27 protein-coding genes and 1 pseudogene are annotated in these 23,825 nt (G+C 62.6%); 15 read left to right on the top strand and 13 right to left on the bottom strand.

The window, feature by feature from the left end:
• Positions 1-145 precede the first annotated feature (145 nt).
• Positions 146-319: pseudogene (locus H8S47_RS00190) on the bottom strand (tyrosine-type recombinase/integrase); the annotation flags it as partial.
• Positions 320-401: 82 nt separating this feature from the next.
• Between H8S47_RS00190 and H8S47_RS00195 the strand changes: the two are divergent.
• From H8S47_RS00195 to H8S47_RS00205, 3 genes are all read left to right on the top strand, one after another.
• Positions 402-1,385 (top strand): hypothetical protein, encoded by a 984-nt coding sequence (locus tag H8S47_RS00195; RefSeq protein WP_187501919.1) that lies wholly within the window; start codon positions 402-404, stop codon positions 1,383-1,385.
• A 492-nt stretch (positions 1,386-1,877) separates the two neighbouring features.
• Positions 1,878-2,141 (top strand): hypothetical protein, encoded by a 264-nt coding sequence (locus H8S47_RS00200; protein WP_187501920.1) that lies wholly within the window; start codon positions 1,878-1,880, stop codon positions 2,139-2,141.
• A 1-nt stretch (position 2,142) separates the two neighbouring features.
• Positions 2,143-2,553, top strand: a complete 411-nt coding sequence (locus H8S47_RS00205; RefSeq protein WP_187501921.1) for a hypothetical protein — start codon at positions 2,143-2,145, stop codon at positions 2,551-2,553.
• Between the two features lie 481 nt (positions 2,554-3,034).
• Here the strand turns inward: H8S47_RS00205 and H8S47_RS00210 are convergent, their stop codons facing one another.
• Entirely contained in the window at positions 3,035-3,907 is an 873-nt protein-coding gene (locus tag H8S47_RS00210; RefSeq protein ID WP_214654856.1) for a LysR family transcriptional regulator, read from the bottom strand.
• Between the two features lie 136 nt (positions 3,908-4,043).
• On the opposite strand from H8S47_RS00210, the gene H8S47_RS00215 reads away from it, so the two are divergent.
• Positions 4,044-4,712, top strand: coding sequence for a glutathione S-transferase family protein (locus H8S47_RS00215; RefSeq protein ID WP_187501923.1), 669 nt, complete (start codon positions 4,044-4,046; stop codon positions 4,710-4,712).
• Positions 4,713-4,876: 164 nt separating this feature from the next.
• Here H8S47_RS00215 and H8S47_RS00220 read toward each other — a convergent pair whose 3' ends face one another.
• Entirely contained in the window at positions 4,877-5,752 is an 876-nt protein-coding gene (locus H8S47_RS00220) for an AraC family transcriptional regulator (protein ID WP_187501924.1), read from the bottom strand.
• A gap of 87 nt (positions 5,753-5,839) precedes the next feature.
• Between H8S47_RS00220 and H8S47_RS00225 the strand changes: the two genes are divergently transcribed.
• A complete protein-coding gene (locus H8S47_RS00225; protein WP_328805367.1) occupies positions 5,840-6,631 on the top strand; it encodes an SDR family oxidoreductase in 792 nt (263 codons plus the stop codon).
• A gap of 84 nt (positions 6,632-6,715) precedes the next feature.
• Here the strand turns inward: H8S47_RS00225 and H8S47_RS00230 are convergent, their stop codons facing one another.
• Positions 6,716-7,609 (bottom strand): NAD(P)/FAD-dependent oxidoreductase, encoded by an 894-nt coding sequence (locus H8S47_RS00230; protein WP_187501925.1) that lies wholly within the window; start codon positions 7,607-7,609, stop codon positions 6,716-6,718.
• Positions 7,610-7,720: 111 nt separating this feature from the next.
• On the opposite strand from H8S47_RS00230, the gene H8S47_RS00235 reads away from it, so the two are divergent.
• Positions 7,721-8,173: an Rrf2 family transcriptional regulator gene (locus tag H8S47_RS00235; protein WP_187501926.1), complete on the top strand. Its 453-nt coding sequence runs from the start codon at positions 7,721-7,723 to the stop codon at positions 8,171-8,173.
• A gap of 158 nt (positions 8,174-8,331) precedes the next feature.
• On the opposite strand, the gene H8S47_RS00240 is transcribed toward H8S47_RS00235, so the two are convergent.
• Positions 8,332-8,454, bottom strand: coding sequence for a transcriptional regulator (locus tag H8S47_RS00240; protein WP_187501927.1), 123 nt, complete (start codon positions 8,452-8,454; stop codon positions 8,332-8,334).
• A 232-nt stretch (positions 8,455-8,686) separates the two neighbouring features.
• Positions 8,687-9,436 (bottom strand): SDR family NAD(P)-dependent oxidoreductase, encoded by a 750-nt coding sequence (locus H8S47_RS00245; RefSeq protein WP_187501928.1) that lies wholly within the window; start codon positions 9,434-9,436, stop codon positions 8,687-8,689.
• A 91-nt stretch (positions 9,437-9,527) separates the two neighbouring features.
• Between H8S47_RS00245 and H8S47_RS00250 the strand changes: the two genes are divergently transcribed.
• A complete protein-coding gene (locus H8S47_RS00250; protein ID WP_187501929.1) occupies positions 9,528-9,893 on the top strand; it encodes a winged helix-turn-helix transcriptional regulator in 366 nt (121 codons plus the stop codon).
• A 708-nt stretch (positions 9,894-10,601) separates the two neighbouring features.
• Here the strand turns inward: H8S47_RS00250 and H8S47_RS00255 are convergent.
• Positions 10,602-11,093 carry a winged helix-turn-helix transcriptional regulator gene (locus tag H8S47_RS00255; protein WP_187501930.1) on the bottom strand — a complete coding sequence of 164 codons (492 nt, stop codon included), beginning with the start codon at positions 11,091-11,093 and terminating at the stop codon, positions 10,602-10,604.
• Positions 11,094-11,127: 34 nt separating this feature from the next.
• Here H8S47_RS00255 and H8S47_RS00260 point away from each other — a divergent pair, with 34 nt between their 5' ends.
• Together H8S47_RS00260 and H8S47_RS00265 are read left to right on the top strand one after the other, a co-directional pair.
• The gene (locus H8S47_RS00260; RefSeq protein ID WP_187501931.1) at positions 11,128-12,048 is read left to right on the top strand and encodes an aromatic alcohol reductase; all 921 of its coding nucleotides are present in this window, start codon (positions 11,128-11,130) and stop codon (positions 12,046-12,048) included.
• 1 nt (position 12,049) lies between these two features.
• On the top strand, positions 12,050-12,553 hold the full coding sequence (locus H8S47_RS00265) for an ester cyclase (protein ID WP_187501932.1): 504 nt from the start codon (positions 12,050-12,052) through the stop codon (positions 12,551-12,553).
• A gap of 247 nt (positions 12,554-12,800) precedes the next feature.
• Here H8S47_RS00265 and H8S47_RS00270 read toward each other — a convergent pair whose 3' ends face one another.
• Positions 12,801-13,676 carry a LysR family transcriptional regulator gene (locus H8S47_RS00270; RefSeq protein ID WP_328805368.1) on the bottom strand — a complete coding sequence of 292 codons (876 nt, stop codon included), beginning with the start codon at positions 13,674-13,676 and terminating at the stop codon, positions 12,801-12,803.
• 121 nt (positions 13,677-13,797) lie between these two features.
• Between H8S47_RS00270 and H8S47_RS00275 the strand changes: the two genes are divergently transcribed.
• Positions 13,798-14,241, top strand: coding sequence for a putative quinol monooxygenase (locus H8S47_RS00275; RefSeq protein ID WP_214654857.1), 444 nt, complete (start codon positions 13,798-13,800; stop codon positions 14,239-14,241).
• A 155-nt stretch (positions 14,242-14,396) separates the two neighbouring features.
• Here H8S47_RS00275 and H8S47_RS00280 read toward each other — a convergent pair whose 3' ends face one another.
• From H8S47_RS00280 to H8S47_RS19070, 3 genes are all read right to left on the bottom strand, one after another.
• Positions 14,397-15,236, bottom strand: coding sequence for a hydroxypyruvate isomerase family protein (locus H8S47_RS00280; RefSeq protein WP_235982510.1), 840 nt, complete (start codon positions 15,234-15,236; stop codon positions 14,397-14,399).
• A 386-nt stretch (positions 15,237-15,622) separates the two neighbouring features.
• Positions 15,623-16,024 carry an ArsR/SmtB family transcription factor gene (locus tag H8S47_RS00285; RefSeq protein ID WP_187501934.1) on the bottom strand — a complete coding sequence of 134 codons (402 nt, stop codon included), beginning with the start codon at positions 16,022-16,024 and terminating at the stop codon, positions 15,623-15,625.
• Positions 16,021-16,404, bottom strand: coding sequence for a hypothetical protein (locus H8S47_RS19070; RefSeq protein ID WP_398456946.1), 384 nt, complete (start codon positions 16,402-16,404; stop codon positions 16,021-16,023). The genes H8S47_RS00285 and H8S47_RS19070 overlap by 4 nt, the downstream gene beginning before the upstream one ends.
• Before the next feature lie 12 nt (positions 16,405-16,416).
• On the opposite strand from H8S47_RS19070, the gene H8S47_RS00295 reads away from it, so the two are divergent.
• From H8S47_RS00295 to H8S47_RS00310, 4 genes are read left to right on the top strand one after another with little or no spacing between them, the layout of a single operon-like run.
• Positions 16,417-17,724 (top strand): NAD(P)/FAD-dependent oxidoreductase, encoded by a 1,308-nt coding sequence (locus H8S47_RS00295; protein ID WP_214654866.1) that lies wholly within the window; start codon positions 16,417-16,419, stop codon positions 17,722-17,724.
• Positions 17,725-17,753: 29 nt separating this feature from the next.
• Positions 17,754-18,530, top strand: coding sequence for a sulfite exporter TauE/SafE family protein (locus tag H8S47_RS00300; protein ID WP_187501935.1), 777 nt, complete (start codon positions 17,754-17,756; stop codon positions 18,528-18,530).
• Positions 18,527-19,345 carry a TlpA disulfide reductase family protein gene (locus H8S47_RS00305; RefSeq protein ID WP_187501936.1) on the top strand — a complete coding sequence of 273 codons (819 nt, stop codon included), beginning with the start codon at positions 18,527-18,529 and terminating at the stop codon, positions 19,343-19,345. Before H8S47_RS00300 ends, H8S47_RS00305 begins: the two co-directional genes overlap by 4 nt.
• Before the next feature lie 17 nt (positions 19,346-19,362).
• Positions 19,363-19,995, top strand: a complete 633-nt coding sequence (locus tag H8S47_RS00310; protein ID WP_328805369.1) for a DsbA family protein — start codon at positions 19,363-19,365, stop codon at positions 19,993-19,995.
• 3 nt (positions 19,996-19,998) lie between these two features.
• On the opposite strand, the gene H8S47_RS00315 is transcribed toward H8S47_RS00310, so the two are convergent.
• Both H8S47_RS00315 and H8S47_RS00320 read right to left on the bottom strand, forming a co-directional pair.
• Positions 19,999-21,192: a sensor histidine kinase gene (locus H8S47_RS00315; RefSeq protein WP_187501938.1), complete on the bottom strand. Its 1,194-nt coding sequence runs from the start codon at positions 21,190-21,192 to the stop codon at positions 19,999-20,001.
• Positions 21,182-22,414: a sigma-54-dependent transcriptional regulator gene (locus H8S47_RS00320; RefSeq protein ID WP_187501939.1), complete on the bottom strand. Its 1,233-nt coding sequence runs from the start codon at positions 22,412-22,414 to the stop codon at positions 21,182-21,184. The genes H8S47_RS00315 and H8S47_RS00320 overlap by 11 nt, the downstream gene beginning before the upstream one ends.
• A gap of 163 nt (positions 22,415-22,577) precedes the next feature.
• On the opposite strand from H8S47_RS00320, the gene H8S47_RS00325 reads away from it, so the two are divergent.
• Positions 22,578-23,825: an efflux RND transporter periplasmic adaptor subunit gene (locus tag H8S47_RS00325; RefSeq protein ID WP_187502116.1), complete on the top strand. Its 1,248-nt coding sequence runs from the start codon at positions 22,578-22,580 to the stop codon at positions 23,823-23,825.

A 23,825-nucleotide genomic window follows, 5' to 3' on the forward strand; every position in this document is an offset into this window, starting at 1 on the left:
CCAAAAGGAGCCCGACCGCTTCCCTTCCCGTTTGAGACATCCGGGCGGCCGATCTGGCCAGCCGAACGCCGCCGCGCGACGACCTGAACGAACGGCCGAAGTAGGGTGCGGGAAGGGCGGTCTGAACGTCCGCAACTGCGTCCGCTTAGACCTCGGTGCGTTCGGCCAATTCCAAAGCGTCCTCCACGTCAACGCCCAAGTAGCGCACCGTGCTGTCGATCTTGGCATGGCCGAGAAGGATCTGAACGGCACGGAAGTTGCCAGTCGCCTTGTAGATGATCGATGCTTTCGTGCGCCGTAGCGAGTGCGTCCCATAATCGATTATCAACGCGCTGCTGACGCGGACGAACCCCGCTGGTGAACCTGTGTCGAGCCAGGACGCAGAAGCTCGCACGGCGTTAATGCAAACGATTGTTGCTGCGATTGGCGATGCCGCCGACGTTGAGGGTTCGGCCTTGGCGGGCGCGGTTGCAAGTGCGCAGGCGGAGACGGACAACAACTATCTTGGCCGTCGTCAGTTGCTGGCTCAGGCCCGCGAACTTGCCGAGTGCAAGGGTAACGTGGGCTGCCAGGTAGCAGTCTATGCACGATATAGCGCGATCAGCTTTGCCCAGGATGGCGCAATCATCGCGGGCATTCCCTTGGGTGCGGGCGAGCAAGTCGTGGCGGACGTTCAAGGATTGATCGAGCTGATCAAGAACCCGCGGGCTGCCTATGACGCGGTCAAGGCCTTGGCAACCGACCCCCAAGTGCGCAGGCAGCTCGGCGCGGCCGTCCTTGCCGACATCGACGCCAAGCTCGCTGTGTTCAACCGCGCGACGGAATATGGCGGGTTGGAAAACTCCGTTGCTGCGGGACAGGTCATTGGATCGGTAGCGATCACCTTGGCCGGTGCTACGACAGGCGCTTACAGCGCTGCAAAAGCGGCTACAAAAATCGCTACGGTTGGCGCTAAATTAACGAAAGGCAGCGCGGCAGCGGTGGAAGCCGCGTTGGCGGCTAGAAGGGCTACTGCCGCCGCTGAGAAGGCAGCTATTGCTGCCAGAGCAAAAGCGATACGGGAGGGCAATACTCTTGCTGCCAGAGCTGACGCAGAGGCTGGACAGGCCGCTCCAATATCCACCGCAAAAGCAGATCAATCCGTTGTTCCGCGAGACTTAGCCGAGTACATCCTGTTTAAGCAAGTCGAGTCCAGTCCTGAACTAGGGTTAGATCTTAATTTAAACCGCGATAAACGCTTCCCAAGGTCGGGGGGCTGGCAAAAAATGCAGGCGACGACCAGGAGCAAGACAACAAATAAATCTGTCACAATCCACTATCAGTATAACGCTGCCAGGGGTATCGTGGTCGATATCAAGGTTGTTACGCCGCAATTGCAGAAGTGAGATCGGTTAGATGAAAGTATGCACACCATATGACGGAGAGCGAACAATATTTGCGGTCTATAGTGTAGGCGGGAAGGAATATTATCTCTATGTTCCTTACGAGGAATATAATGGTTTATTGGCGATAGATGCCGGGACCTGTATGATAACAAATTCCGATAAGAAAGACTTTATAGTAGATTCATCTGAAGATTGGTTTCATTATTCGTTCCATGTTGCCTTGCAGAGTACGGATCTTTTAGAGCGCGTGATCGATCATGAGCAAATTGCGTCGGACACGTTTCGTAGAAACTTGAAAAGTTTAGGTGAAAGCATTTGATTCTTGCCGTGCGAACCAGAATATTTGGATCGCGCGAACCAGGCGGCCATGCTAGCACGGTCCAGATGTACGCTGCTGATAAAACCAAGTGCTGACGTCGGATCACGTTTGGCTGCCTTGGCATTGCAGTTCTTCGACAGATCGATACCGAAACCGGCGACCTCACGCTTGGAATGCGCCGTCTCAATCTGCCGACCGGCTGGATCGTTGAGGCCAACGATGCCTGGATCCAGGGCGGGATCGATGCCAAGCTGCCTTTCTACCTAGGCACGAACGCTTCGATCGAAAACTTCCGCGCACCGGCAGACTTCGACGTCAACGGTAATTTCATTGGACGCGGACAATATCCCACCACGGTCTTCTTGCGCGAAATGCAGCTGCTCGCCAAGGCTGGGTACACGCTCAAGGGCAACTACATGATCCCGCCGGGAGGTTAAGTTGGCCGACAGACATCAGAGCGTTGCCCTGATCGAGATGATCGGAGCTAGCCCACACGAATGGGGCAAGCGCATCGACGCCCTGTTCACGTTGCTCGACACACTGTCAGACGACGATTGGTGCGCGGTGAAGCGCTCGGTCGCGCCGAAGGTCCGGTACGGTATTATGGTCCAATACCTCAGTCACGTTGAGCGGACATACACCGCCGCCGCGCCGGAGGCGGCGCAGATGGTCGAGGTCGGCATAGCGTTGATCTTGCTCGAAGGATTCGAGCTGGATTATCGCGAGACGACACTGCGGGTCACGGATTTTCTAAAGACTACTGGTTCGACGCTAACGCGGTTCGCCGAGCAGGCGCATAAGTGCGACGTACCGGCGCTAGAATATATCCGCGGGCTCTGTCAGACCTGATGTACCGGCTGGTAAGGGACAGATGGACGATGGCGAAGTCGAGGGTGTCATCGACGCTGGTCGGTGCCCGCTCGGTCGAGCAGCTGAAGGGCTATCTGGCTGCTGCGTCGCTTAAGGTGGACGATGGCAATAATGGAGCGCCTGAATGAGATGAGCGCCCCCGCACCGAGCTTCAGCGCCGCGCTGGTATCGCCCGCCATCCGGAGGATGATCTTCGGCGGCCAAGATGTGCGTGGATGGGGAGAGTAAGTCCTTGCTACCACTCAATCACGATAACCAAGCCTGTCGCCGTTCCAGGCTGCGACTGGCTTTGTCGTCACTGGCACAACGTCCGAAAGCTGCAGTCCGTTTTTTCTCAGATTACGACGTTGATGACGGGTTATCGGTCACAGACAAACGGTCAGCGCGTCGATGAATGAGTGTTTGAAGTTGAGAAGCCGGAGAGGGGACGGGAATGACCGCAATTGGGTCTTGCTGCTGCTCAAGCTGCGCCGAGCGATGCTGCCAAGTGATCCACAATCGCTCGTACCTTAGCGGAAGGTCTCGGGCCGGCCGGGAAGATGGCGAATACCTCAGCCGGGTCGAGCTGGTACCCTTCGAGCAGCTGTTTGAGCTGGCCGGAGCGCAGCTCCTCGCCCGCCATGACGCGGGTGCCGAGGGCCACGCCGAGGCCCGCAACCGTGGCCGCCAATACACCAGGGGCCGAGTTGATCCAAAGCCTCGCATGCACATTAACCGAAGTGACAACCGTGTTGTGCCGGAAACGCCAACTCTCGGTCCCGAACGAGCCATGCTGAAGGATACAGTCGTGACTGGTCAGGTCCCCCGGCGTAGCGGGCGTGCCATGGGCGGCGAGGTAAGCGGGCGCCGCGATCACCACTCGCTCGACCAGCGCGAGTTTACGCGCGCCGAAGGTGGAGTCGTCCAAAGGTCCTACGTTGATGCGAATGGCGAGGTCGACGCCGTCCGTGATGAGGTTTTGGCGCGCGTCACTCATGGCCAGCTCGACTTTCAGATCGGGATGGCGGGCCAGGAACGGCGCCAGCGCTGGGATTATCGCGCGCGTGCCATACATAAGCGGCATCGCGAGCCGGATGACGCCGTGGAGTGAGTCCAAGCCTCGCGTCGCCTGCTCGGCCTCTTCCATCTCGGCAAGAAGGCGTCTTGCGCGCTCCAAATAAAGGGCACCGGCGTCGGTCAGTGAAAGACTGCGGGTGGTGCGCAGCAACAGGGTCGCGCCCAGCCGCGCCTCCAGCGTGCCGATGATCCGCGATACAGAGGGCTGCGACACCTTCAGTTCGCGCGCGGCGCGCGAGAGGCTGCCGCTGTCCGCGACGCGGACGAAAACGGTCATCTCCTGCCAGCGATCACTCATTCGAATCTCGGATAAATGTTGTTTGGTTTGAGTGGATACACTGCATTTCGCTGAAGGCCTATTTTCTGGCTCACGGTACCCATTCCGAACCCAACGAAGAGAAAGCGTCCCTGAAATGGCTATTAAGATCTACGGCGACCCCGGTTCGGGCAGCCGCCGCCGCGTGACCGCAGCCGCGGCCGCGATGGGCATCGACATAGAAATCGTGAACATCGATCTCTTCAAGGGCGAGAGTTACACGCCCGAGTTTCTGAAGCTGAACCCACATGGTCTATCCCCCGTGATGGTGGACGGCGACTTCGTCCTCTACGAGTCCGCGGCCATCAATCTCTACCTCGCCGAGAAGGCGGGCAGCGATCTGGCGGGCCGCACCACCAAGGAACGGTTCCAGATCCTGCAATGGATGTTCTGGTCGGGTGAGCAGTGGTGCATCTTTGCGACGCTCACCTTCGACGAGGTGCTCGGCAAGAAGTTCATGGGCCAGTTCGCGGACGAGACCATCGTCAAGCTGGCCGCCGACAAGATCCGCGCGGCCGCCGCGGTGCTCGACGCCCATCTCGCCAAGCACGACTACATCGTGGGTGACCGGCTCACACTGGCCGACTTCGACATCGCCGGGCCGTTCTCGCAGAACGAGCGGACCAAGATCCCGCTCAACGATTTCCCAAATCTGGTCGCCTGGCAGCAGCGCCTGCTTACCAAGGTTCCGAGTTGGGCGGCGACGAAGCGCGAGATCGACGAGCGCATCGACGGTGCGCTGGCGGCGGCCGGCGTTAAGCTTTGACAGCGTCGCGCCAGCATCCTTGTAGCCGACTGGCGCCATGACGTAAGGACTGCGGCTACGCGCGGGCTGAGGAGGCGTTCGTGATCCCGGAGGCCTATCGCGCGAAGGGCTGATGTGTCGGCTACGTCATACCTCGCAGTATCACCGGCACCCGCCCCCTCCACTCAATCCAATCGGACAGCCCGGATTTCTCGCATGGGCGGCGTACCGAACATCCGACTGTATTCGCGACTGAATTGCGAAACGCTTTGATACCCGACCGAAAATGCGGCCGAGCTCGCGTTGGTCGGTTCGGTCAGAAGCAAGCGCCGCGCTTCGTAAAGCCGAAGGGTCTTTTGATATTGCAGCGGCGCCATGCCGGTGGCAGCCTTGAACCGCCGGTGAAAGGCGGAACAGCTCATGCCAACCGACTGCGCAATCTCCTCCACCTTGAACGGGCTGGTATAGCTCTCACCAATCACAGCCATCGCCGTCCTGATCGGCAAGATCTTCGGATCGGCCGCGCCGACCTGCCGCAGAACCGCGCCTTGCGGGCCTCGCAGTAGGCGATATACGATCTCTCGCTCGAGCAGCGGCGCCATGATCCGCACCTCGTCGGGCCGGTCGATCAGCCGCAGCATCCGGCTCCAGGCGTCGAGCAGGTCGCGGTCCGCCGGATGGACTCCGAACCCTTTTCCATCAGCATCGCTAGCACCATTAGGCATATCGAGCGTCACATCTGATACGATGTCAGGATCCAGGACAAGACGTATCGCCAGATACGGCCGCTCGGCGCTCGCTTGGATGATTTTTCCCAAGACCGGAAGGTCGAGCGCGGCGGTAAAGGTATGGCCCGCGCGATACGTCAGAACCTCGTTGCCGACCAGCAACTGCTTTTCGCCTTGCAAGATAAGGCTAACCACCGGTCGGTAGGTTTCCGGGAGAAGACCGATGCACTGGCTGACCTTGTACAGCCCCACATTCGGCATCGCGGTCGGCGTCAGGCCTTCTTTCCCTTTGCGCGCAACCGTAGAAGCCAAAACTGCGATCGTCTCGTCCATCATCGGGCCTATGTCATGCCAGCCACGTCCGATCAAAGGTTTGACAGAAATAGGCAAAGAAGCGGCAGGATCAGGTGCGCGCTGTCGTTGGCGCGCGCCTATGTGCTGTCTCACATACATGGAGGCGACATGAAGCGCGCAGGAAACACGATTTTCATCACCGGCGGGAGTTCCGGCATCGGCCGCGCGCTGGCGCATCGCTGGCATGATCTGGGCAATACGGTGATCGTCGCGGGCCGCCGCCGCGGCGCGCTCGAGGAGACCGTCGCGGGTCGCCCGGGTATGACGTTCTACGAACTCGACGTCGCGGACCCCGATGCGATCGCCGCCGTTGCCCAAGGGTTGGTCGCCGAGCATCCGGACCTCAACGTGCTGGTCAATTGCGCTGGGATTTCGGGTGCGGAAGATCCGACGACCGCGCGCGATCTTTCGCGCGGGGAGAAGATGGTCGAAACGAATCTGCTGGGTCCCATTCGCATGATCGACGCGCTCGTCGATCATCTGAAGGGCCGCCCCGCCGCGGCCATCGTCACCGTTTCCTCGGGCACTGGCTTCGTGCCGTATCCCGCTGCGCCCACCTATTCGGCGAGCAAAGCGGCACTGCATTCCTATACGCTCTCGCTGCGCGCGCTCCTGGGCAACGCCCTGCAGGTGATCGAGATCATCCCGCCGCAAGTCGCGACCGACTTGATGGAAGGGCTAAAGGATTCGCCCTATAGTGTTCCGCTGGACAAATTCGCGAATGATGTGATGGCGCAGCTGATCTCCTATCCATCCGCGGAGGAGATCATCGTCGATGAGGTGAAGCCGTTTCGCTTCGCCGAACGGGACGGCACGGCAAGCGATCTGGTAAAAGCCATGGCATCGGCTACCGGATAGACCAAGTGACCGTGGTTCGCCGCGCGGAGGCATCGAAAGGCGGCTCGGCGATTGACTGAAAATCTCCGTTTGCCCCCGCCAATCTCACGAGCGCACCAGCGACTGGTGCGCTCCGATCCCCGCGAGCACGCCCGATGCCGATGCGACCGTGGCATTGTGCATCGGGCTAGTCGCGTCTCCGGCTGCATAGACGCCGGATACTGATGTCAGCCCCCAGACATCGACCTTTACAAAGAGTCCCGTTGGCCCCTCCTCCAGCGCACAGCCCAAATCTTCGGCAATGGCACTCGTCTGGTGCGTGCGGGGGGCGGTAAAAACGGCCGCGACGTCGATCGTCCGACCGTCCGAGAGTTCCACCGCTCTAAGACCCGGCGTCTCCCCCAGCAACGCGATCACCGGCGTTCGCTCGATCGCGACGCCACGCTTCGCGAGCAACGCGGCTTGCTCCGGTTCCGGATCGTAAATGCCCTGCGTAAAATAGATTGCCGGCCCCCAATCGGGGATCAGCGCGGCCTGATGGGCCGACATCGGGTGGTTCGCGATGATCCCGAGCGAATGATCGCGGACTTCGTACCCATGGCAATACGGGCAATGCAGGACCGTCTCTCCCCAACGCTCCGCCATGCCGGGGATATCGGGCAGTATGTCGGTGACGCCGGTGGCCAGAACCAGGCGCTTCGCCTGGCGCTCAAGCCCACTGGAGAGAGTCAGGACGAAATGATCGTCCACGCGAACCGCATGCTGAACCTCTGCGCTCAGCACCTGCGCCGTCGGGTATTTGAGCAACTGGCGCGTCGCTTCGCGCATGATCGCGTGCGGTGCGTTGCCATCCTGCCCGAGAAAGCCATGGGCGGCGTCGGCGAACCGATTGCGCGGTGCACCAGCGTCGATCAGCACCACGTCCTGCCGCGCGCGCGCAAGCTGGATCGCGGCGGAGTGTCCGGCGAAGCTTCCGCCGATGACGATGACATCCTGCATTTCCTTATCCTTATCGATCGATTACCACGTAATCTCAAATGTTACGTATGAGACCGGGGCGGGTTGCGCAACTCTTGATGTGACATGATATGCTGCGCTTGAGGGGACACGATGCAACTGGACGGCCGATTATCGAGAATGCTCCACCTGCTGATCCATATGGATCGAGCGGAAGGTCCGGTCACGTCGGCCGCGGCCGCGGAGATGCTGCACACCAATCCCGTCGTAGTACGGCGGACGATGGCCGGCCTTCGTGACGCCGGCCTAGTACGATCGGACAAGGGACATGCCGGAGGCTGGACCCTCATCAAGCCGCTCGAGGCGGTAACGATGCTCGACGTCTACAAGGCCGTCGGGGAGCCGCGCATCTTCGCGATCGGTCTCGCCGACGCAGCGCCGCACTGTCTGGTCGAGCAGGCGGTCAACGCCTCGATGACGAACGCTTTGCGCCGGGCAGAGACCATGCTGATCGCCGAGATGGCCAATGTGACGCTCGCGGAGATTGCGAAGGATTTCGAGAGTCGATTCTCATCCCGACCGGCGAACCTGGGGAATCAGCGCTGATCGCATCGGCGCCAGCGGCAATCCGTGCCAGGGCTATCCTCCCTCGAACACTGTGCCGATCCAGCCGACGAACGCATCGGTGCCGCCTGCATGAAGCGGAGCGACGGCCGCAGGAGATAAATGCCGCCGTCGGTATCGAACCGCCATTTGGGCAAGAGCTACACGAGAACGCCGGTCGCGAAGTCGCGCGCCATCGCCCATTCGCGGAAGCCGACGACGCCAAGACCCTGGCGTGCCGCTTCCAGCAATGCGGCGATGTCGTTGGCTTCAGGCATCTTCATGATCATTCTCCGATGGCCAGAATGGCCGCCCGAAGAACGTTTTGGCGCATGATAAGCAGGCATGTCCCAAGGCAGCTGCCGACCAGAGCCGGTCGTGTAAATTATCTGCGGTGACGTCCGGTCCTAGCGGAGGCTGTAGGTCGGAGCGCACAATCAAACGCGCTCCTGCCCGGCTCATCGTTGAAGGCGAAGAACCGAGCTTTCGCGATTCGCACAGTCTTCTTCTGGTGGCTCAGACCTGCGCCATACCTCCGTCGACGAACACCTCCGCTCCGGTCATGAAGCTGCTGTCTTCGCTCGCCAGGAAGAGCGCGACCGCTGCGGTCTCTTCGGGCTGGCCGATCCGACCCAGCGGCGTCTGTGCAGTCAGGCCGGCGACGAGCGCTTGTTCCTCTTCAGGCGAACTGGCGAGACCCTGTAGGCCAAGCGTCAAGATCGCTCCGGGCGAAAGCACGTTGACGCGAATGCCGCTGTCCTTGAGGTCGAGCGCCCAGCTTCGCGCGAAATTGCGGACCGCGGCCTTGCTCGCACTGTAGACGCTGAACGCCGGCGTACCCTTCGATCCGGTGGTTGAGCCGGTGAGGATGATTGATCCGCCCGATTGCATCAGTGGCAGCGCCTTTTGCACCGTAAACAGGGTGCCGCGAACGTTAGTGGCGAAGGTACGGTCGAACTGTTCCTCGGTGATCACGCCAAGCGGCGCCAGATCGCCACCCCCGGCATTGGCGAACACGATGTCCAAACCCCCACGTTTCTCGCGCACCACGTCGAACAGCCGGTCGAGATCGTCGAGGCTGGCAACGTCGCTGCGGATGCCTGTGACGGCGCCGCCGATCTCGTCGACCGCCTTGTCCAGTTCGGCCTGGCGGCGGCCGGTGATGAAGACGTGCGCGCCCTCGGCGACGAAGCGCTTTGCGGTCGCTAAGCCGATGCCACTGGTGCCGCCGGTGATGAGCGCCGTCTTGCCTTGAAGTCTGGTCATGTGTTTGCTCCGGGAATCGAATGATGCGGAGGTAGACACACGCCTTCCTTCTTACTAGTATGCACCTTTTGGTAAGTATCTGGGGTTGCCGATGGAGAGCAAGGTTTTCAGCTGCGGCCTGGACGTGGCGCTGTCGGTGATCGGGGGTAAGTGGAAGCCGCTGATCCTGTTCCATTTGGCGCACGACACGCGGCGCTACGGGGAGCTCAAGCGGGCGGTCGGCGGAGTGAGTGACAAGATGCTGATCCAGCAACTCAAGGAGCTGCATGCAGATGGTGTGGTCGATCGCCGCGATCATCAGCAGGTGCCACCCAAAGTGGACTATTCGCTGACACCGTTCGGCAAGACGCTGGCCGATGCGCTCGTACCGCTATGTGTTTGGGGCACAGAGCATATCGCCAAGGTCGAGCATCTTGTGGCCAATCGCACCGCCAAGGATGCGAAGGCGGCGGCATAGCGCATTGGCACGCCATTCCGGTGGAATTTTCGGTGCCACACGAAGCAGAGGATGGTAGTCCGCATCCAGGACACGCCAAGCCTGAATTTCGAATAGTGGGGCGAGCCGCCAACCCATCGCTGACATTGCCGCGGAAGGGGGCCGTGTCGTTCGATGCTTTCGGAGACTATCTACCAAGTCCTCATCAACAGTTTTTCCGGCTGATCTTTCTGCAGCGGCCGCTTCAGGTTGACATTTTTTGACCGGGTAATCTCTTAAATCCGCCAGTCTCACATCCTCGAGAGGTGTGCGTGGAACACAAGACTAGAGATCCGCCGGCGAAAGTCCGGATTTGGCGATAGCTGTCGTTCAGCAGCGTGTGCCTGGATGAAAGCTTCGTCCCACTTCTCGCCATTTCCGCCATCGCTGGTCTATGCGTCGGGCGAACATGAATGGATGTCTGAAGTCGGGGAGCGCCAAACGACGGCTGAACGTCCGCAATTGGGTCTGGCCGGCAGCCGTAGGGTAGGGGACCGCTCGCCCAATGTCGGTCGTTTAGTCGAAATATGTAAGGTCGCGAATCCCGCCATTCTAGCCGCCAGGGCGATTCCCGTTTTCCCATGTCCGGTAGGCAATCTCGGGAAAACTAATCGGGAACAGATTTCGGGAAAGTGGCTCGTTCAGCGGTTGTGGCAACAACATCAATCTCCGCTTTCCCGTTCTACCTTCCTAATCGGGAACGCTTCGGGCTTTCGCATGATCGTTAGCGACGGGTCCATTATGGTCGAACCGGGTGCGTGCTGCCCTGAACTCCGAGGCGTTGTCGATGATCCAGGTCCAAAGCGGCATCATCCCTACGAGCATCCCCCGTCCCATGGGTGTCAGCGTGTAATCGACCCGTGGCGGCACCTCGCCGTAGTCGCGGCGAAGAATGAGCCCATCGCGTTCCAAGTGACGCAGGGATCGGGTCAACATGCGCTGCGTGACCCCTTCGAGCCGTCGCGCCAGTTCGGCGTGTCGTAGCGTACCGGCGACCCCCAAGGCATGGACGATGCCGAGCGACCATCGGTTGCCGGCATGGGCCAGCACTTCCCGCTTTAGCCCGTCATCATCGTCGCTTAGCGCGTCGCAGGCTGCTTGCGAGCGGGCAATCACCGCATCAAAGTTTAAGTTATCAAGCGGTATCACGTGTGTACCTTCTTCTTCATCCCAACCGTGCATCTCATTTTGCGATCAGGATCATAAGGAGCACCTGATGCCAGAAACGAATAAACCTGTCGCCACTACCCTTGTCATCGGCGCGGGAGAACTGGGACTGGCCGTCATTGACGGCCTATTGGAGCAGAACCCGGAAAGCGCCGGATCGATCAGCGTCCTTCTGAGGCTACCCGCAGATCCGGCCGCAGAGCAGGTTGACCGCCAGTTGCAGGATAAAGGACTTCAAATCGTTCGCGGCGATCTTGCGAAGGAAACGGTCGACGGCCTTGCCGCCATCCTCGCAAGGTTCGATACGGTTATCTGCTGTACCGGGTTCGTTGGCGGCCCCGGCACGCAACGCAAGATAACCAAGGCTGTCCTGCAAGCCGGCGTGAAACGCTATGTGCCTTGGCAGTTCGGCGTCGATTACGACGTGGTCGGGCATGGCAGCGGGCAACCGGTTTTCGATGAGCAAGCGGACGTGCGCGACATACTCCGCGGGCAATCCGCCACGGAATGGGTGATCGTCTCGACGGGCATGTTCACCAGCTTCCTGTTCGAGCCGGCCTTTGGTCTGGTCGATCTCGAACGCCCCAAGGTTCATGCCCTCGGTAGTTGGGAGAACCGCCTGACCGTGACTACCTCGGGCGATATTGGACGGCTTACCGCCGCGATCCTCGCGCATGAACCGCGCATCCGGGATGAGGTGGTGTACGTCGCAGGGGATACGTTCTCCTACGCCCAACTTGCCGACATGGTTGAAGGGCATTTGGATCGGGATGCGGAGCGGGTGTTGTGGGACACGGATCGGCTACGGTCCGAAGTCGCGTCACACCCGGACGACGGAATGCGAAAGTACCGCCTTGCTTTTGCCCGCGACACCGGCGTCGCGTGGGACAAGGAGCAGACCTTCAATGCAGCGCAGGGCATAGATGTCACCGACGTGACGGGCTGGTTAGAGAAGCGGAAGGGCGCATAAGATGGGCCGTTTCGGATTTGGGTATCACACGCGAGTAGATGATGCCTCGGCGGTTGCCTTCGCGCGTCCTGATGTGCTGGTCAGCCCCAACGATAGTGCGGCTTCCATGCTCGCAGATCTCGCCGCGACCTATTACGGTTTCTGGAACAATGGCAGCACAACACTATTCGAAGCGACCGTTTCTTCCAGCTACACAGATCGCACTTTGCCTGCCGGTCGGCAGCAAGGCCCGTCAGGCCTAGCCGATGCTGGGGCGGCCTTCTTTGCGGCGTTCCCTGATGGCCGAGTGAAGGTTCTCCAACAGATGCTGGTTGGGGATCGTATCGTCAGCCATCTTCGCGTCACGGGCACTTTCACAGGGAGCCGCAAGGGCACGGGAGGAGCGGGGCAGGCAATAGACTATCTGGCGACCGACATTATGCGGATCGCTGACGGGCTGATTGTCGAAAATTGGCATGTCGAGGATCACGAGACGTTGCACCGGCAGATCGCCGTCTCGGCATAATCTTCCCGCACCACGGGATTTGGGAAAGCTCGAGCTTTCCCTTTTCTTGATCGTTGGTGAGAAAGCTGCCGGCGGGCGAGGCGACAGATAGCGCGATCAGAACGCCGCCAAATACTGTGCGTGTTACAAACCGGCCTGTGACCGTGAGCGCGTTCAGCTCGGTTCCATAACGATTTTGACACTGGTCTGTGTTGCGAGCATTTATAGCTCTGCTAGATTATCGAAAATAGCACCGATTCGAGAAGTGTCAGCCTTGCGCTTCACCTTGAAGCCATCCGCGAAAGAGTCGAGCGGCGCGCGTGCGTATCTCAGTAGGTTCGATAAGAAAAAAGCTGCGTTCCGACCGCAGCCGGTACGTGTCGAGCCCCTTCAATCGCTCTTGGCCTAGCAGGGCGGATGTCAGCGGTTCGATGCCGATGGCGACACCGGCACCGGCGCCGCTCAATACTCGCTCGTAGAGGAGCAGCGCGTCGATCTCGCGAGGGCGGGGCCCCGGATACTCCAGCCCGACACCGCGCATCCATTCCTCCCAGAACTCTGGTCGATGATCTGGGCCAAGCAGCGGATGATGCATCACATCGTCGGGGTGAGTAATCGCGCGTGGATGGGCGGCGCTCCAGACCGGCATAAGGTGGATCGGCAACAACGGCGCTGTCGTCATCTCGTGATCGAGCGCTAGCCGGATGGCGAAGTCATACTCTCCTGTGTCGAGCCGTTCAAATGCGATCGAGGTTCGCACCTCCACGTCGATGCCGGGGTACCGTGCGCTGAACGCCGGCAGTCTGGGTAGCAGCCAGCGTGTTGCGAAAGCAGGGATCGTCGTCACCCGCACGAGCGAAGTGTCACGCTGCAAATCAGCCGCCGCAACCTGAAGTCGATCGAGAACTGCGACCGCATGGGCAAGATAGCTATTGCCGGCGGTAGTCAGCACCACGCCCCGAGGCACGCGTTCGAAAAGGCGGATACCAAGCTCCTTTTCCAAGCCAGCGAGCCGTCGCGACAACGCTGGCACCGACATCGCAACGCGCGCACTTGCAGCAGCAAGGCTACCGAGTTGCGCGGCTGTAACGAACGCTTGGAGGGTACGGGTAGAGGGAAGGTGCATCGAGGAAGATGCTAGCATTATTTCAGGCTTGCAAAAAGTGGAAGGCAGCGCGGTGCTTCACAATGGTGTCTGCCGAGCGACAGCCTACCTACAGGCCTCGACAATCTGCGTAACTTCCACAGTCCGCAAAGGTGCAACCATGACGAACGCGACCCCGCCTTCAACCCGCCCCGAAGACCTAGCCACCGTTCCCGGCCCGATCCCCGATCCCGAACAGCCGTCGAACGCGCCACACCGGGGCGTCGTCGTAACTGGTAAGAACGGCGAGGACGGCCATAAGGCGTTCTACATCCACATCGAAGCCAAGCGAGGCAAGGAGGACGAGGTCGTGCAGATGTTGCGCGATATCTACGACTGTGTGCCGGATGAGCCGGCAACCGGTCCGTGGTTCGGCGTGAGATACTCTCCAACTACGTTCGGCATTTTCGAGGCATTTCCCAACATCGCGGGCCGGGACGCGCATGTGGCCGGTGGAGGCGGTGATATTTTCCGTGATAATCCCCGCATGAATGCGATTCTCGCCTCTCCTGCCCATGTTTATCGGGTGGACGTACTCTTCAATAAAGCAACGATTGGGAAGTAGCGCCGGGGCGTCGCTCTTCCCGAAACTCGATCCTTTTCGAGAAAGCCTGGCAGTCAGAGGGAGGGGCTCGCGGTCCTAACTTCACTCTGGCCGTGGACATGAACAAGCTGCCGGAGTTGGGGAGTTGAACCGATGCTCTGAGCGTCCGATTCCGATCACACGGTACAGGTCCGGACCGCCTCCGCAAGTGCGGCCAGTGGATCGCCAACAGGCACGAATTCGTGCGCGAAAAAGCCTTGGAAGCCGAGATCGGCAACGCTGCGCGCAACCGCATGCCAATTCACCTCCTGTTTGTCGTCGAGGTTATGGCGCCCAGGAACCCCGCCGGTATGGAAATGGCCGATCCACTGGATATTCTTCCGGATTGTATCGATCAGGTCGCCTTCCATGATCTGCATATGATATATATCGTACAGCAGCTTGACGTGTGGCGAGGCGACCTCCTTGGCGACGCGCGCACCCCAGGCGGTATGGTCGGCCATATAGTCAGGGTGGTCGACCTTGCTATTGAGCAGCTCGACGCAGATCGTCACACCATAATCCTCGGCGATTTTCTTGACACGGTTCAGGCCTGCGACGGCGTTGTCGGCGCCTTCCGCGTCGGACATGCCGCGACGATTGCCTGAAAAGGCGATCACGTTGGGCACGCCGGCCTTCGCAGCTTGCGGGATACCAATCCGGAAGGCTCGTTCGATCGCAGCGTGGTTTTCACGCCGGTTCAAACCATTGGGGATCGTCATGATGTCGGCGGCGTAGCCCATCGTGCAGCGCAATCCATGCCGGCGCGGCACCTCATAATCGGCAGGCTCCAGAAGATCGATGCCTTCCAGCCCGATGCGCGCTGCGGCGGCGCACAACTGATCGAGCGGAATATTCTGGTAGCACCAACGGCTAACCGACTGCTTCAGTCGGCCACGACGCGAAGGCGCGGCAGCCATGCCCGAGGTCGCGCACATGGCGAGGGAAGAAGCGATGACAGAGCGTCTTGTGATCATGCCTGCACACTAATCTAGAACACAATGGCGGCAAGGTGTATTGCCTAAAGTCGCTAGCCGCCACGGCATCCTCGCCATCCAGCGGATGCGAAAAGCGAATTTTTGCGCCCGCCCACCATAGGCAACTCATCGGGGTAACCTGTTTGCCGGTGATGTCCGTCGTCAACCGATGACCACGGCACCGGTTAAGCCGCGTCCGGCAAATATATCGGCTGCTTCGACTCACCGAACCCGGCGCCGGGTCTGATTCCGGCGGGATGGTCACCCGCGCGGAAAGTCGACGACCGCGATCTTATGCCGTCAACCGCGATCAGCCACTGGCGCTGCGGACCCCTGCATCGCGGAATACTGCACCGGCCCGGTTCGGATCCGCGGTTCGGGCGGGCTCAATCGACCCGAGCGAACATCGCTGCGACACTGGGCTTAGGGGTAGCTGCCGGTGACGCTTTGGCAGACCCGGTGATGCGTTCCAGCGCGGTCGCCACGGCCTCGCCGCTGCCGAACATCGCCTCGATCGCGCGGACGCAGAGCGTCACGTCGTCATCCGCCAGTCGGTAGAAAACCTGTTTCGCCGCGCGGCGCATCACGACGAGATCGGCCTTTCGCAATTCGGCAAGTTGCTGGCTGAGCGCGGGTTGAACGATCCCCGTCGAACGTTCGAGATCGGCGACGATCTGCTCGCCGTCGAGCAGGCGGGACAGGATCATGAGCCGCTGCGGCTGCGCATAGGTTTTGAGCCGGTCGGCCGCGGCATTGGCACGTTCGCGAGACTGGTAGATCGCCGTCATCGATCGGGCTGGGTCTGATGAAACCAGTCAGCGGGAGCATCGTCGCCGATCGCCGTCTCCGCGGTCTGGGCAGGGGGGACCAGCACATCGTCGCCTGGTTGCCAGCCGGCGGGCGTAAGGACGCTGCCGTCGGCGGAGCGCTTCAGCGCGGCGAGCATGCGGACCATCTCGTCGATCGAGCGTCCGATCGTCATGGGATACCAGGTGACGCCGCGGATCACGCCTTCGGGGTCGATGAAGTATGTTGCGCGCACCGCGGACGCATCGGCGGCATCGTCGTCGATCATGCCATAAGCGCGACCGACCGCCATCGATGGGTCTTCGATGATGCATTCGCGATCGGTTCGATACCGGCGATCGCGCTCCATGTGCCCGGTCACACCCCGGCCGACATGGCCTATGTCATCGGCGAGGCGGTGTTCACGGGCGATACGCTGTTCATGCCCGAAACACCCGCAGCAATTCCGGAAGGAGCGGGGCCATCGCGGGCCGATGTCGTCATCGTCGGCGGTGGCTCGGCAGGGCTGGCGACGGCTGCGTCGCTGCGCGAGCGTAACCGCTCGCTCGACATCGTCGTCATCGAGCCGCGTACCGAGCACGACTATCAGCCGGGCTGGACGATGGTCGGCGGCGGCGTGTTCGATGCCAAGGATCCGCGGCGGCCCGAGGCGAGCGTCATGCCCGCCGGCGTGCGCTGGATCAAAGGCGCGGTCGCCAGTTTCGAGCCCGAGCGCGATACCGTGACACTGGAAGACGGCTCCACCGTCGGATACCGCGCGCTCGTCGTCGCACCGGGGATCGCACTCGACTGGGCCGGGGTGGATGGGCTTGTCGAGACGCTCGGGCGCAACGGCGTCACCTCCAACTACAGTTACGAAACCGCACCCTATACGTGGGAACTGGTTCAGTCCCTGAGGGGTGGTACCGCGCTGTTCTCCCAGCCGCCGATGCCGATCAAGTGCGCAGGCGCGCCCCAGAAGGCGATGTACCTGTCGTGCGACCATTGGCAGCGGCAGGGCGTGCTCAAGGACATCGACGTGCAGTTTCACAACGCCGGGGGCGTATTGTTCGGCGTAAAGGAGTTCGTCCCGCCGCTGATGGCCTATGTCGACCGCTACGGTATCGACCTCCAGTTCGAGTCCACCCTGGTTGCGGTCGACGGATCTGATCGAACCGCCACCTTCCGGGAGAGGGGCGGAGAGATCACCAAATCGTTCCACATGATCCACGTCACGCCGCCCCAGAAGGCACCGGCGTTCGTCGCGCACAGTCCGCTCGCCAACGAAGCGGGGTATGTGGATGTCGATCAGACGACCCTGCAACACATTCGCTACGCCAACGTGTTTGGTCTGGGTGATGGCGGATCGACGCCGAACGCCAAGACCATGGCTGCCGCGCGCAAGCAGGCCCCGATCGTTGCCGAAAATCTGCTGTCGATGCTCGCCGGCAAGACGCCGATGGCGCTCTATGACGGCTATGGCTCGTGTCCGCTAACGGTCGAACGCGGCAAGATCCTGCTTGCCGAGTTCGGCTATGGCGGAAAGCTGCTGCCGAGTTTTCCGAAGTGGATCATCGAGGGCACCAGGCCGCAGCGGCTGTCCTGGCTGCTGAAGTCCGAAGGCCTGCCGTGGATCTACTGGAACGGCATGCTCAAGGGCCGCGAGTGGATGGCGCATCCCGAGCATCGCCAAGCCGCCTGAGCCAGCTCCGCCGTCCAAGGTCCGTCTTCATGCTCGATACCATCCAATACCTGCTGGGCGCAGTGTTCGCGGGCCTGGTCGGCTTCACGCTTGGCCTCGTCGGCGGCGGGGGCTCGATCCTCGCCGTGCCGCTGATGGTCTATCTCGTCGGCGTGACCAATCCGCACGTGGCGATCGGGACGAGCGCGCTCGCGGTCGCGGCGAACGCGGCGACCGGTCTGCTCAGCCATGCGCGGGCCGGCACCGTCAAATGGCGCTGCGGGCTGATGTATGCGGGGGCAGGCGTGCTCGGTGCATTCGCAGGATCGTCGGCGGGCAAGGCCGTCGATGGCCAGCATCTGCTGTTCCTGTTCGCCATCGTCATGGTCGCGGTCGGCATCCTGATGCTGCGCGGCCGTCGCAACCTCGGCGTCGAGGGCGCTGCCTGCAATCGCGCAAACGCCTCGAAAGTGCTAGGCTTCGGGCTTGGTACAGGAATTTTCTCGGGCTTTTTCGGCATCGGCGGCGGATTTCTGATCGTGCCCGGACTGATCGCATCGACCAGGATGCCGATGATCAACGCGGTCGGCACATCGCTGGTCGCCGTCACCGCGTTCGGTCTGGCGACTGCTACCAACTACGCGCTGTCCGGGCTCGTCGACTGGCCGCTCGCGGGCGTCTTCATCGCTGGTGGTGTCGTCGGCGGCATGGTCGGGACGGTCGTTGCCAAGCGCCTCTCCGACCGCGGGACGCTCACGACCGTCTTCGCGATCCTGATCTTCGTCGTTGCAGCCTATATGCTGTGGAAGAGCGCGGCCGCGTTATGACGATCGGCAATACCGTCGCCCTCGGTCCGCTGGTGCTGTCGACCGACCGATTGCTCGCGCTGCTCGCGATCGCGGTCTTTATCGGCTTGGTGTCGTTTCTGACGCGCAAGTCGCCCCGGCCGACGTCGAACGCGGCTACGGCGGCGGTCGTGGCGGGCTTGGTCATGGGACGCATTGGCTATGTCGCCATGCATATCCCCAGCTACAGCGATGATCCCCTGTCGGCACTCGCGATCTGGCAGGGCGGATTTTCCGTGACTGCGGGCATCGTCGGGGCGGCGTTGGTGCTCGTCGCCACGCTCCGCCGTTCCGCCGCGCTCCATCGGTCGCTGGCGAGCCTGGGTATCGCCGTCATGGTCTGGGCAGCGGCTGCGCATCTCCTCGTCGAGGATGCCGCCATCCCTCTGCCCAAGGGACTTGTCGCGTACACGATCGACGGACGGCCGGTTGCTATCGATAGTTTTCGGGGAAAGCCGTTCGTCATCAACCTGTGGGCGACCTGGTGCGGGCCGTGCCAGCGCGAGATGCCGATGCTGGTGCGGGCCGCGGCGGCACGTCCCGCAGTGCCGGTTCTGTTCATCGATCAAGGCGAGACGCCGGACACCGTAAAGGCTTTCCTGGCCACGACGCGGCTGACATCGCCGCTTCTGCTGGTCGATCGCAGCCAGGATTTCAGCCGGGCAGTCGGTTCGGGCGCCCTGCCGACCACCGTGTTCGTGGCTGCGGACGGCATGATACGCGAGAGCCATGCCGGTGAGATTTCACGTGCTGCGCTCGACGACGGTATCGACGATATTCTGGAGACTAATCAATGAACTGCATTCGCTCCTCGGTGGCGACGCTCGCAGTGCTCGCGATCACCGGCTTCGTCATCGGGGCCACGGACGCGCTGACCCAGCCGGCGGTCGCCGCAACGATCACCAAGTCGGCGATCCTGGAAGATCCGGTTGCCCCAAAAGTCGCGCCCAAAGGCTATGACATCACGATCGTCCAGTTCGCGGACTATAATTGCGGCTATTGCCGGCGCATGCATTCCGTGGTCGTAGCCCTAATCGCCTCCGATCCGAAGATCCGGTTGGTCTATCGGGACTGGCCGATTTTTGGGCCCGTGTCGGTAGAAGCCGCGCGCGCCGCCATCGCCAGCCAGTGGCAGGGCAAGCACGAAGCCTTCAACGCAGCACTGTATGCAGGGGCGGGGAAACTTGATTCTGTCGCGATAAGGACCGCCGCAAATCGGGCAGGGGTGAGCTGGCCCCGGCTGCAAGCCGATCTCGTAAAACACAAGGCTGAGATCGACGCGCTACTCGCACGAACCAGCGAGCAGGCCCCGGCAATCGGCCTCCAAGGTACGCCAGCTTTCATCATCGGTGCCTATCTTGCGCCCGGCGCGCTCGACCTTGCGACCTTGCGTAAGGCTGTCGCGGAAGCACGCCGGAACCCGAATGGTCCAGCCAGGGCGCGCTGATCGTCAGCTGGTCGGAACGGACCCCACTGCGCCCTCGAACCGCGTTTCGCCGGGGACGGAAGATACGAGGCCGAGATCGCCGTTGTGGCCGCGAAGGATCTGCCGAGCCAGGGCCAGGCCCACACCCGTGCCTTCGGTCTTGGTGGTGAAGAAGGGGCGAAAGATGTCGGCCTGATGTCCGACGGGAATGCCGGGACCGGTGTCCGTCATGGTGAACTGTGTTTGGCCGACCATTGTCGAGACGGCGAACGTGACGCGAGCATCTGGCGTATCGTGCAAGGCCTCGGCCGCGTTCTGCAGGACTGCCCAGAGTGCGGCGGTCAATTGGTCCGGATCGGCGAGCAGATACGCCGGCGCGCGTTGAAGGTCCGTCGTAAAGCTGATCGTCGGCCATCGGGTCGTGAACAGCGCCGTCAGGTCGTTCACGAATCCGGCCAGCGGGATCCGTTCCGGGCTGGGCGCCGGCAACTTCGCGAGCGCACGGTAGCTTTCGCCGAAACGGTGCAGGCTGGCGGCACGGCGCGCGACCGTCTCGATCGCGTCGCGGACCTTGGGTAGCGCGGGGTCGGGATCGTCGAGCATCGCGACCGCGGTCTCGGCGAGCGAGGCGATCGGGGTCAGCGCGTTGACGATTTCGTGGCTCAGGACCTGGACGAGATCGCGGAGCGCGCCGGCCTCGGCGGCCTTCAGTTCGGCGTCGATATCGATCAGTGCGCCGATCCGCGTCATCCGGCCTGCCAATGCGAGGTCGCCGGTGGCCAGCGCGAAGCTGCGGACGTCGGTATCGACGCCGATCTCGATCGTGGCGGTGCGACCGGGGCGGGTATCGGAGAGTGCGGCCACGAGCCCGTCGGGCGGATCGGCGACGAGATCGCTCGCTCCGAGCAAACGCCGCGCGGCGCGGTTGACGACGCGCAGGCGGCCGTCGTCGAGGGCGACCAGCGGCGCGGGTGACAGATCGAGATAGGCGTTCAAGCGGCGGCGTTCCTCCTCTCCGGCAGAGACCGGCGCGGGGGGGGGCGGCAATGGCGGGCGCTGACCGGTATCGACCAGGTTGAGCGCCGCGATCCAGACGGCGAGCAGCCCGGCGAGCAACGCCGTGGCGTACAGGCCACGCGTGGCGGCGACCGCACCGGCGGCCCCGGCTGCGGCGATCACCAGCGCGCTTAGCATCGCGCGAACCCGGTCAGAGGCCATAGCGCGCCATCCGTCGATAAAGCGCAGCGCGCGTCAGCCCGAGCTGGGCGGCGGCCCGGCTGACGTTGAACGCGTGGCGTTCGAGGGCTGCGGTGATCAGCGTCTCCTCGTTACGGGCCAGCGACAGATCAGGTGCCAGCGATTGGAGCTCGGCCATATCGGGGGACAGCCTGAAGTCGGCGATCGCATAGGCCTCGCCGTTACCGAGCAACACCGCGCGCTCCATCGTCTGGCGCAGGCCGCGAACATTGTCGGGCCAGCGTTCCGTCGCGATGGCATGCGCGGCATCGTCGCCCAGCGGCCGGTTCGGTTTGCCATGGCGGTATGCGAACAGCGCGAGGAAATGGCGGGCTAGCAGCAGCGCGTCGCCCGTCCGATCGACGAGCGGAGGAAGGGCAATCTCGATCGTGCCGACCCGGTCGAGCAGGTCTTCACCGATCGCTGCCCGAAGGCCGGCGCGGTCCAGTCGCGTCGTCGCGACGACCCGTATGCCATCGAGGGCGGCCAGGAGGACGCCGTGGAACGCGCGGGGCAGGCGGTCGATATGATCGATCACGAGCATGCCACCGGCGGCGGCGGCCGTTTGCGTGGCGATGACGGCGGCGTCGGCGGCTTCGGCGTCCAGCGTGACGAGTGGTAGGTGCGCATGGGCCGAGGCCTGATGGATCAGCCGCGCGATCAGCGTCTTACCCGTGCCCGCTGTGCCATGAACGAGGATCGGGGCAGCGGTCGGCGCGACGCGAGCGATCAGGTCGCGTGCGCGTCCGATGCCGGGACTCTCGCCGAGCAGGATGCCGTCAGGGACGCGCGGCGTCGCTGCCGTTTCCAGCTTCGCGCGACGCAACGCCAGACCGCGTTCGACCGTCGTCAGCAGGCGTTCGTTGTTCCAGGGCTTGATCACGAAATCGGTCGCGCCACTGCGCATCGCACGGACCGCGACCGCGATCCCGCTATGCCCGGTGACGACGATCACCACCGCGCGCGCATCCCCCGCGATCAGCCGGTCGAGCATCGCGAAGCCTTCCTCGCCGGTGGTTCGCCCGCGCGCGAAATTGAGATCGAGCAGGATGACGTCGACCGGCTCGCCCGCGAGCAGGACCCAGGCCTCCTCCGGACTTGCCGCGGTCGACACGCGCATGCCGTGACGCTCCAGCAACAGTCTTGCGGCTTTGGCGATGTCGGGATCGTCGTCGACGACCAGGATATGCGATTCGGTTGACATGGCGGCCATAGTGTCCGGAAACGGACAGTCGGTACAGTCTGCGCGCTGGCCGGGACCCTAGATTGCCAACATCTGACTAGATTACAGCGCTTTAGTCTGTTTGCGTGCGGTCCCGTACACTGTCCGCATGACGCAGACGACCCTGCCCGGAACTGGCGCCGCAATGGACCGGCGTATCGAGCGCCCGCACGCCAAACGGCGCACGCTGATCGTGCGCGGCGTTATCGGGCTTGCCGTAGTGGCGGCAGCGGTTGCGCTGTGGCTGCTCATGCCCGGTGCGAACGCGCTGACCGTCGATGCCGCGGCCATCCGAACCGGCGAAGTCACCCGCGCGCCGTTCCGCGATTTCGTGCCGCTGCGCGCCGAGGTGGCGCCACTCCGCACCGTGTTCGTGACCGCGATCTCGGGCGGACAGGTCGCCGAAATGGCGGCGAGCGACGGCGCGATAGTCGTCGCCGGCACGCCGCTCGCACGACTGTCCAACCCCTCGCTCGAGCTCGATGTCGCCAGCCGATCGGCCGAGATCGTCGGGCAGTTGAGCGCGATCAGCGGGCAGCGGCTGTCGGTGCAGAGCACGCGCCAGGACGGCGCGCGCAATCTGGCCGAGGCGCGCAACGCGCTGTCCAAGGCACGCACGCTGCTCGCGCAGAAGCAGGTCCTGTTCGAACGAGGGATCATCACACGCGCCGCGATCGATCCGGTGCGCGAGGATGTCGGTTACCAGCAGGCGCGGGTCGCTGCGCTGGATCGTGGCACGGCGGAAGCGGGCGCGACGCTGGCGGACCAGTCCTCCGGCATCGCCGCGACCGCGCGACAGTTGCGCGAGAGCCTGGCGATGGTCCGTGCCAGCCTGTCCGCACTGGTGTTGCGCGCGCCAGTCGCGGGACGGCTTACCGCCTTCACGCTGCAGCCCGGCCAGACGCTCAAGGCGGGCGATCCCGTCGGCCAGATCGACTCCGAAGGCCAGTGGAAGCTGACCGCCGATGTCGACCAATTCTATCTCGGGCGCGTCCGGGCCGGGCTAGGCGCAGCGGCCGACATCGAGGGGCGCAGCTATCCCATGACGGTCATCAAGATCCTGCCGCAGGTCACCGAGGGCAGGTTCCGTATCGAACTCGGCTTTCGCGGCGCGGCGCCTGCGGGGCTGAACCGCGGCCAGACGCTCGACGTCCGGCTTGTCCTGGGCGCGGACCGGCCGGCGGTGGTCGCGCCGTCGGGCGGCTGGCTCGATGCGGGCGGCACCACCGCGTTCGTGCTCGACGGCGACAAGAAGGCCGTCAGGCGCGCGATCGTCACGGGCCGACGCAATCCCGATCAGGTCGAGATCGTCTCCGGCCTCGCCCCCGGCGAACGGATCGTGACGACCGCGCTCGGCACCTACACCCCCTTCCAGACCCTTCTCATCCGATAG

The sequence above is a fragment of the Sphingomonas albertensis genome (assembly GCF_014358075.1).
Taxonomy (GTDB): Bacteria; Pseudomonadota; Alphaproteobacteria; order Sphingomonadales; family Sphingomonadaceae; genus Sphingomonas; species Sphingomonas albertensis.

Coding starts and splice junctions, on each gene's coding strand:
- H8S47_RS00195 (WP_187501919.1), top strand. CDS start 402: ATGCAAACGATTGTTGCTGCGATTGGCGATGCCGCCGACGTTGAGGGT.
- H8S47_RS00200 (WP_187501920.1), top strand. CDS start 1,878: ATGCGCCGTCTCAATCTGCCGACCGGCTGGATCGTTGAGGCCAACGAT.
- H8S47_RS00210 (WP_214654856.1), bottom strand. CDS start 3,907: ATGACCGTTTTCGTCCGCGTCGCGGACAGCGGCAGCCTCTCGCGCGCC.
- H8S47_RS00215 (WP_187501923.1), top strand. CDS start 4,044: ATGGCTATTAAGATCTACGGCGACCCCGGTTCGGGCAGCCGCCGCCGC.
- H8S47_RS00220 (WP_187501924.1), bottom strand. CDS start 5,752: ATGGACGAGACGATCGCAGTTTTGGCTTCTACGGTTGCGCGCAAAGGG.
- H8S47_RS00230 (WP_187501925.1), bottom strand. CDS start 7,609: ATGCAGGATGTCATCGTCATCGGCGGAAGCTTCGCCGGACACTCCGCC.
- H8S47_RS00235 (WP_187501926.1), top strand. CDS start 7,721: ATGCAACTGGACGGCCGATTATCGAGAATGCTCCACCTGCTGATCCAT.
- H8S47_RS00240 (WP_187501927.1), bottom strand. CDS start 8,454: ATGAAGATGCCTGAAGCCAACGACATCGCCGCATTGCTGGAAGCGGCA.
- H8S47_RS00245 (WP_187501928.1), bottom strand. CDS start 9,436: ATGACCAGACTTCAAGGCAAGACGGCGCTCATCACCGGCGGCACCAGT.
- H8S47_RS00250 (WP_187501929.1), top strand. CDS start 9,528: ATGGAGAGCAAGGTTTTCAGCTGCGGCCTGGACGTGGCGCTGTCGGTG.
- H8S47_RS00255 (WP_187501930.1), bottom strand. CDS start 11,093: ATGCACGGTTGGGATGAAGAAGAAGGTACACACGTGATACCGCTTGAT.
- H8S47_RS00260 (WP_187501931.1), top strand. CDS start 11,128: ATGCCAGAAACGAATAAACCTGTCGCCACTACCCTTGTCATCGGCGCG.
- H8S47_RS00265 (WP_187501932.1), top strand. CDS start 12,050: ATGGGCCGTTTCGGATTTGGGTATCACACGCGAGTAGATGATGCCTCG.
- H8S47_RS00270 (WP_328805368.1), bottom strand. CDS start 13,676: ATGCTAGCATCTTCCTCGATGCACCTTCCCTCTACCCGTACCCTCCAA.
- H8S47_RS00275 (WP_214654857.1), top strand. CDS start 13,798: ATGACGAACGCGACCCCGCCTTCAACCCGCCCCGAAGACCTAGCCACC.
- H8S47_RS00280 (WP_235982510.1), bottom strand. CDS start 15,236: ATGATCACAAGACGCTCTGTCATCGCTTCTTCCCTCGCCATGTGCGCG.
- H8S47_RS00285 (WP_187501934.1), bottom strand. CDS start 16,024: ATGACGGCGATCTACCAGTCTCGCGAACGTGCCAATGCCGCGGCCGAC.
- H8S47_RS00295 (WP_214654866.1), top strand. CDS start 16,417: ATGGCCTATGTCATCGGCGAGGCGGTGTTCACGGGCGATACGCTGTTC.
- H8S47_RS00300 (WP_187501935.1), top strand. CDS start 17,754: ATGCTCGATACCATCCAATACCTGCTGGGCGCAGTGTTCGCGGGCCTG.
- H8S47_RS00305 (WP_187501936.1), top strand. CDS start 18,527: ATGACGATCGGCAATACCGTCGCCCTCGGTCCGCTGGTGCTGTCGACC.
- H8S47_RS00315 (WP_187501938.1), bottom strand. CDS start 21,192: ATGGCCTCTGACCGGGTTCGCGCGATGCTAAGCGCGCTGGTGATCGCC.
- H8S47_RS00320 (WP_187501939.1), bottom strand. CDS start 22,414: ATGTCAACCGAATCGCATATCCTGGTCGTCGACGACGATCCCGACATC.
- H8S47_RS00325 (WP_187502116.1), top strand. CDS start 22,578: ATGGACCGGCGTATCGAGCGCCCGCACGCCAAACGGCGCACGCTGATC.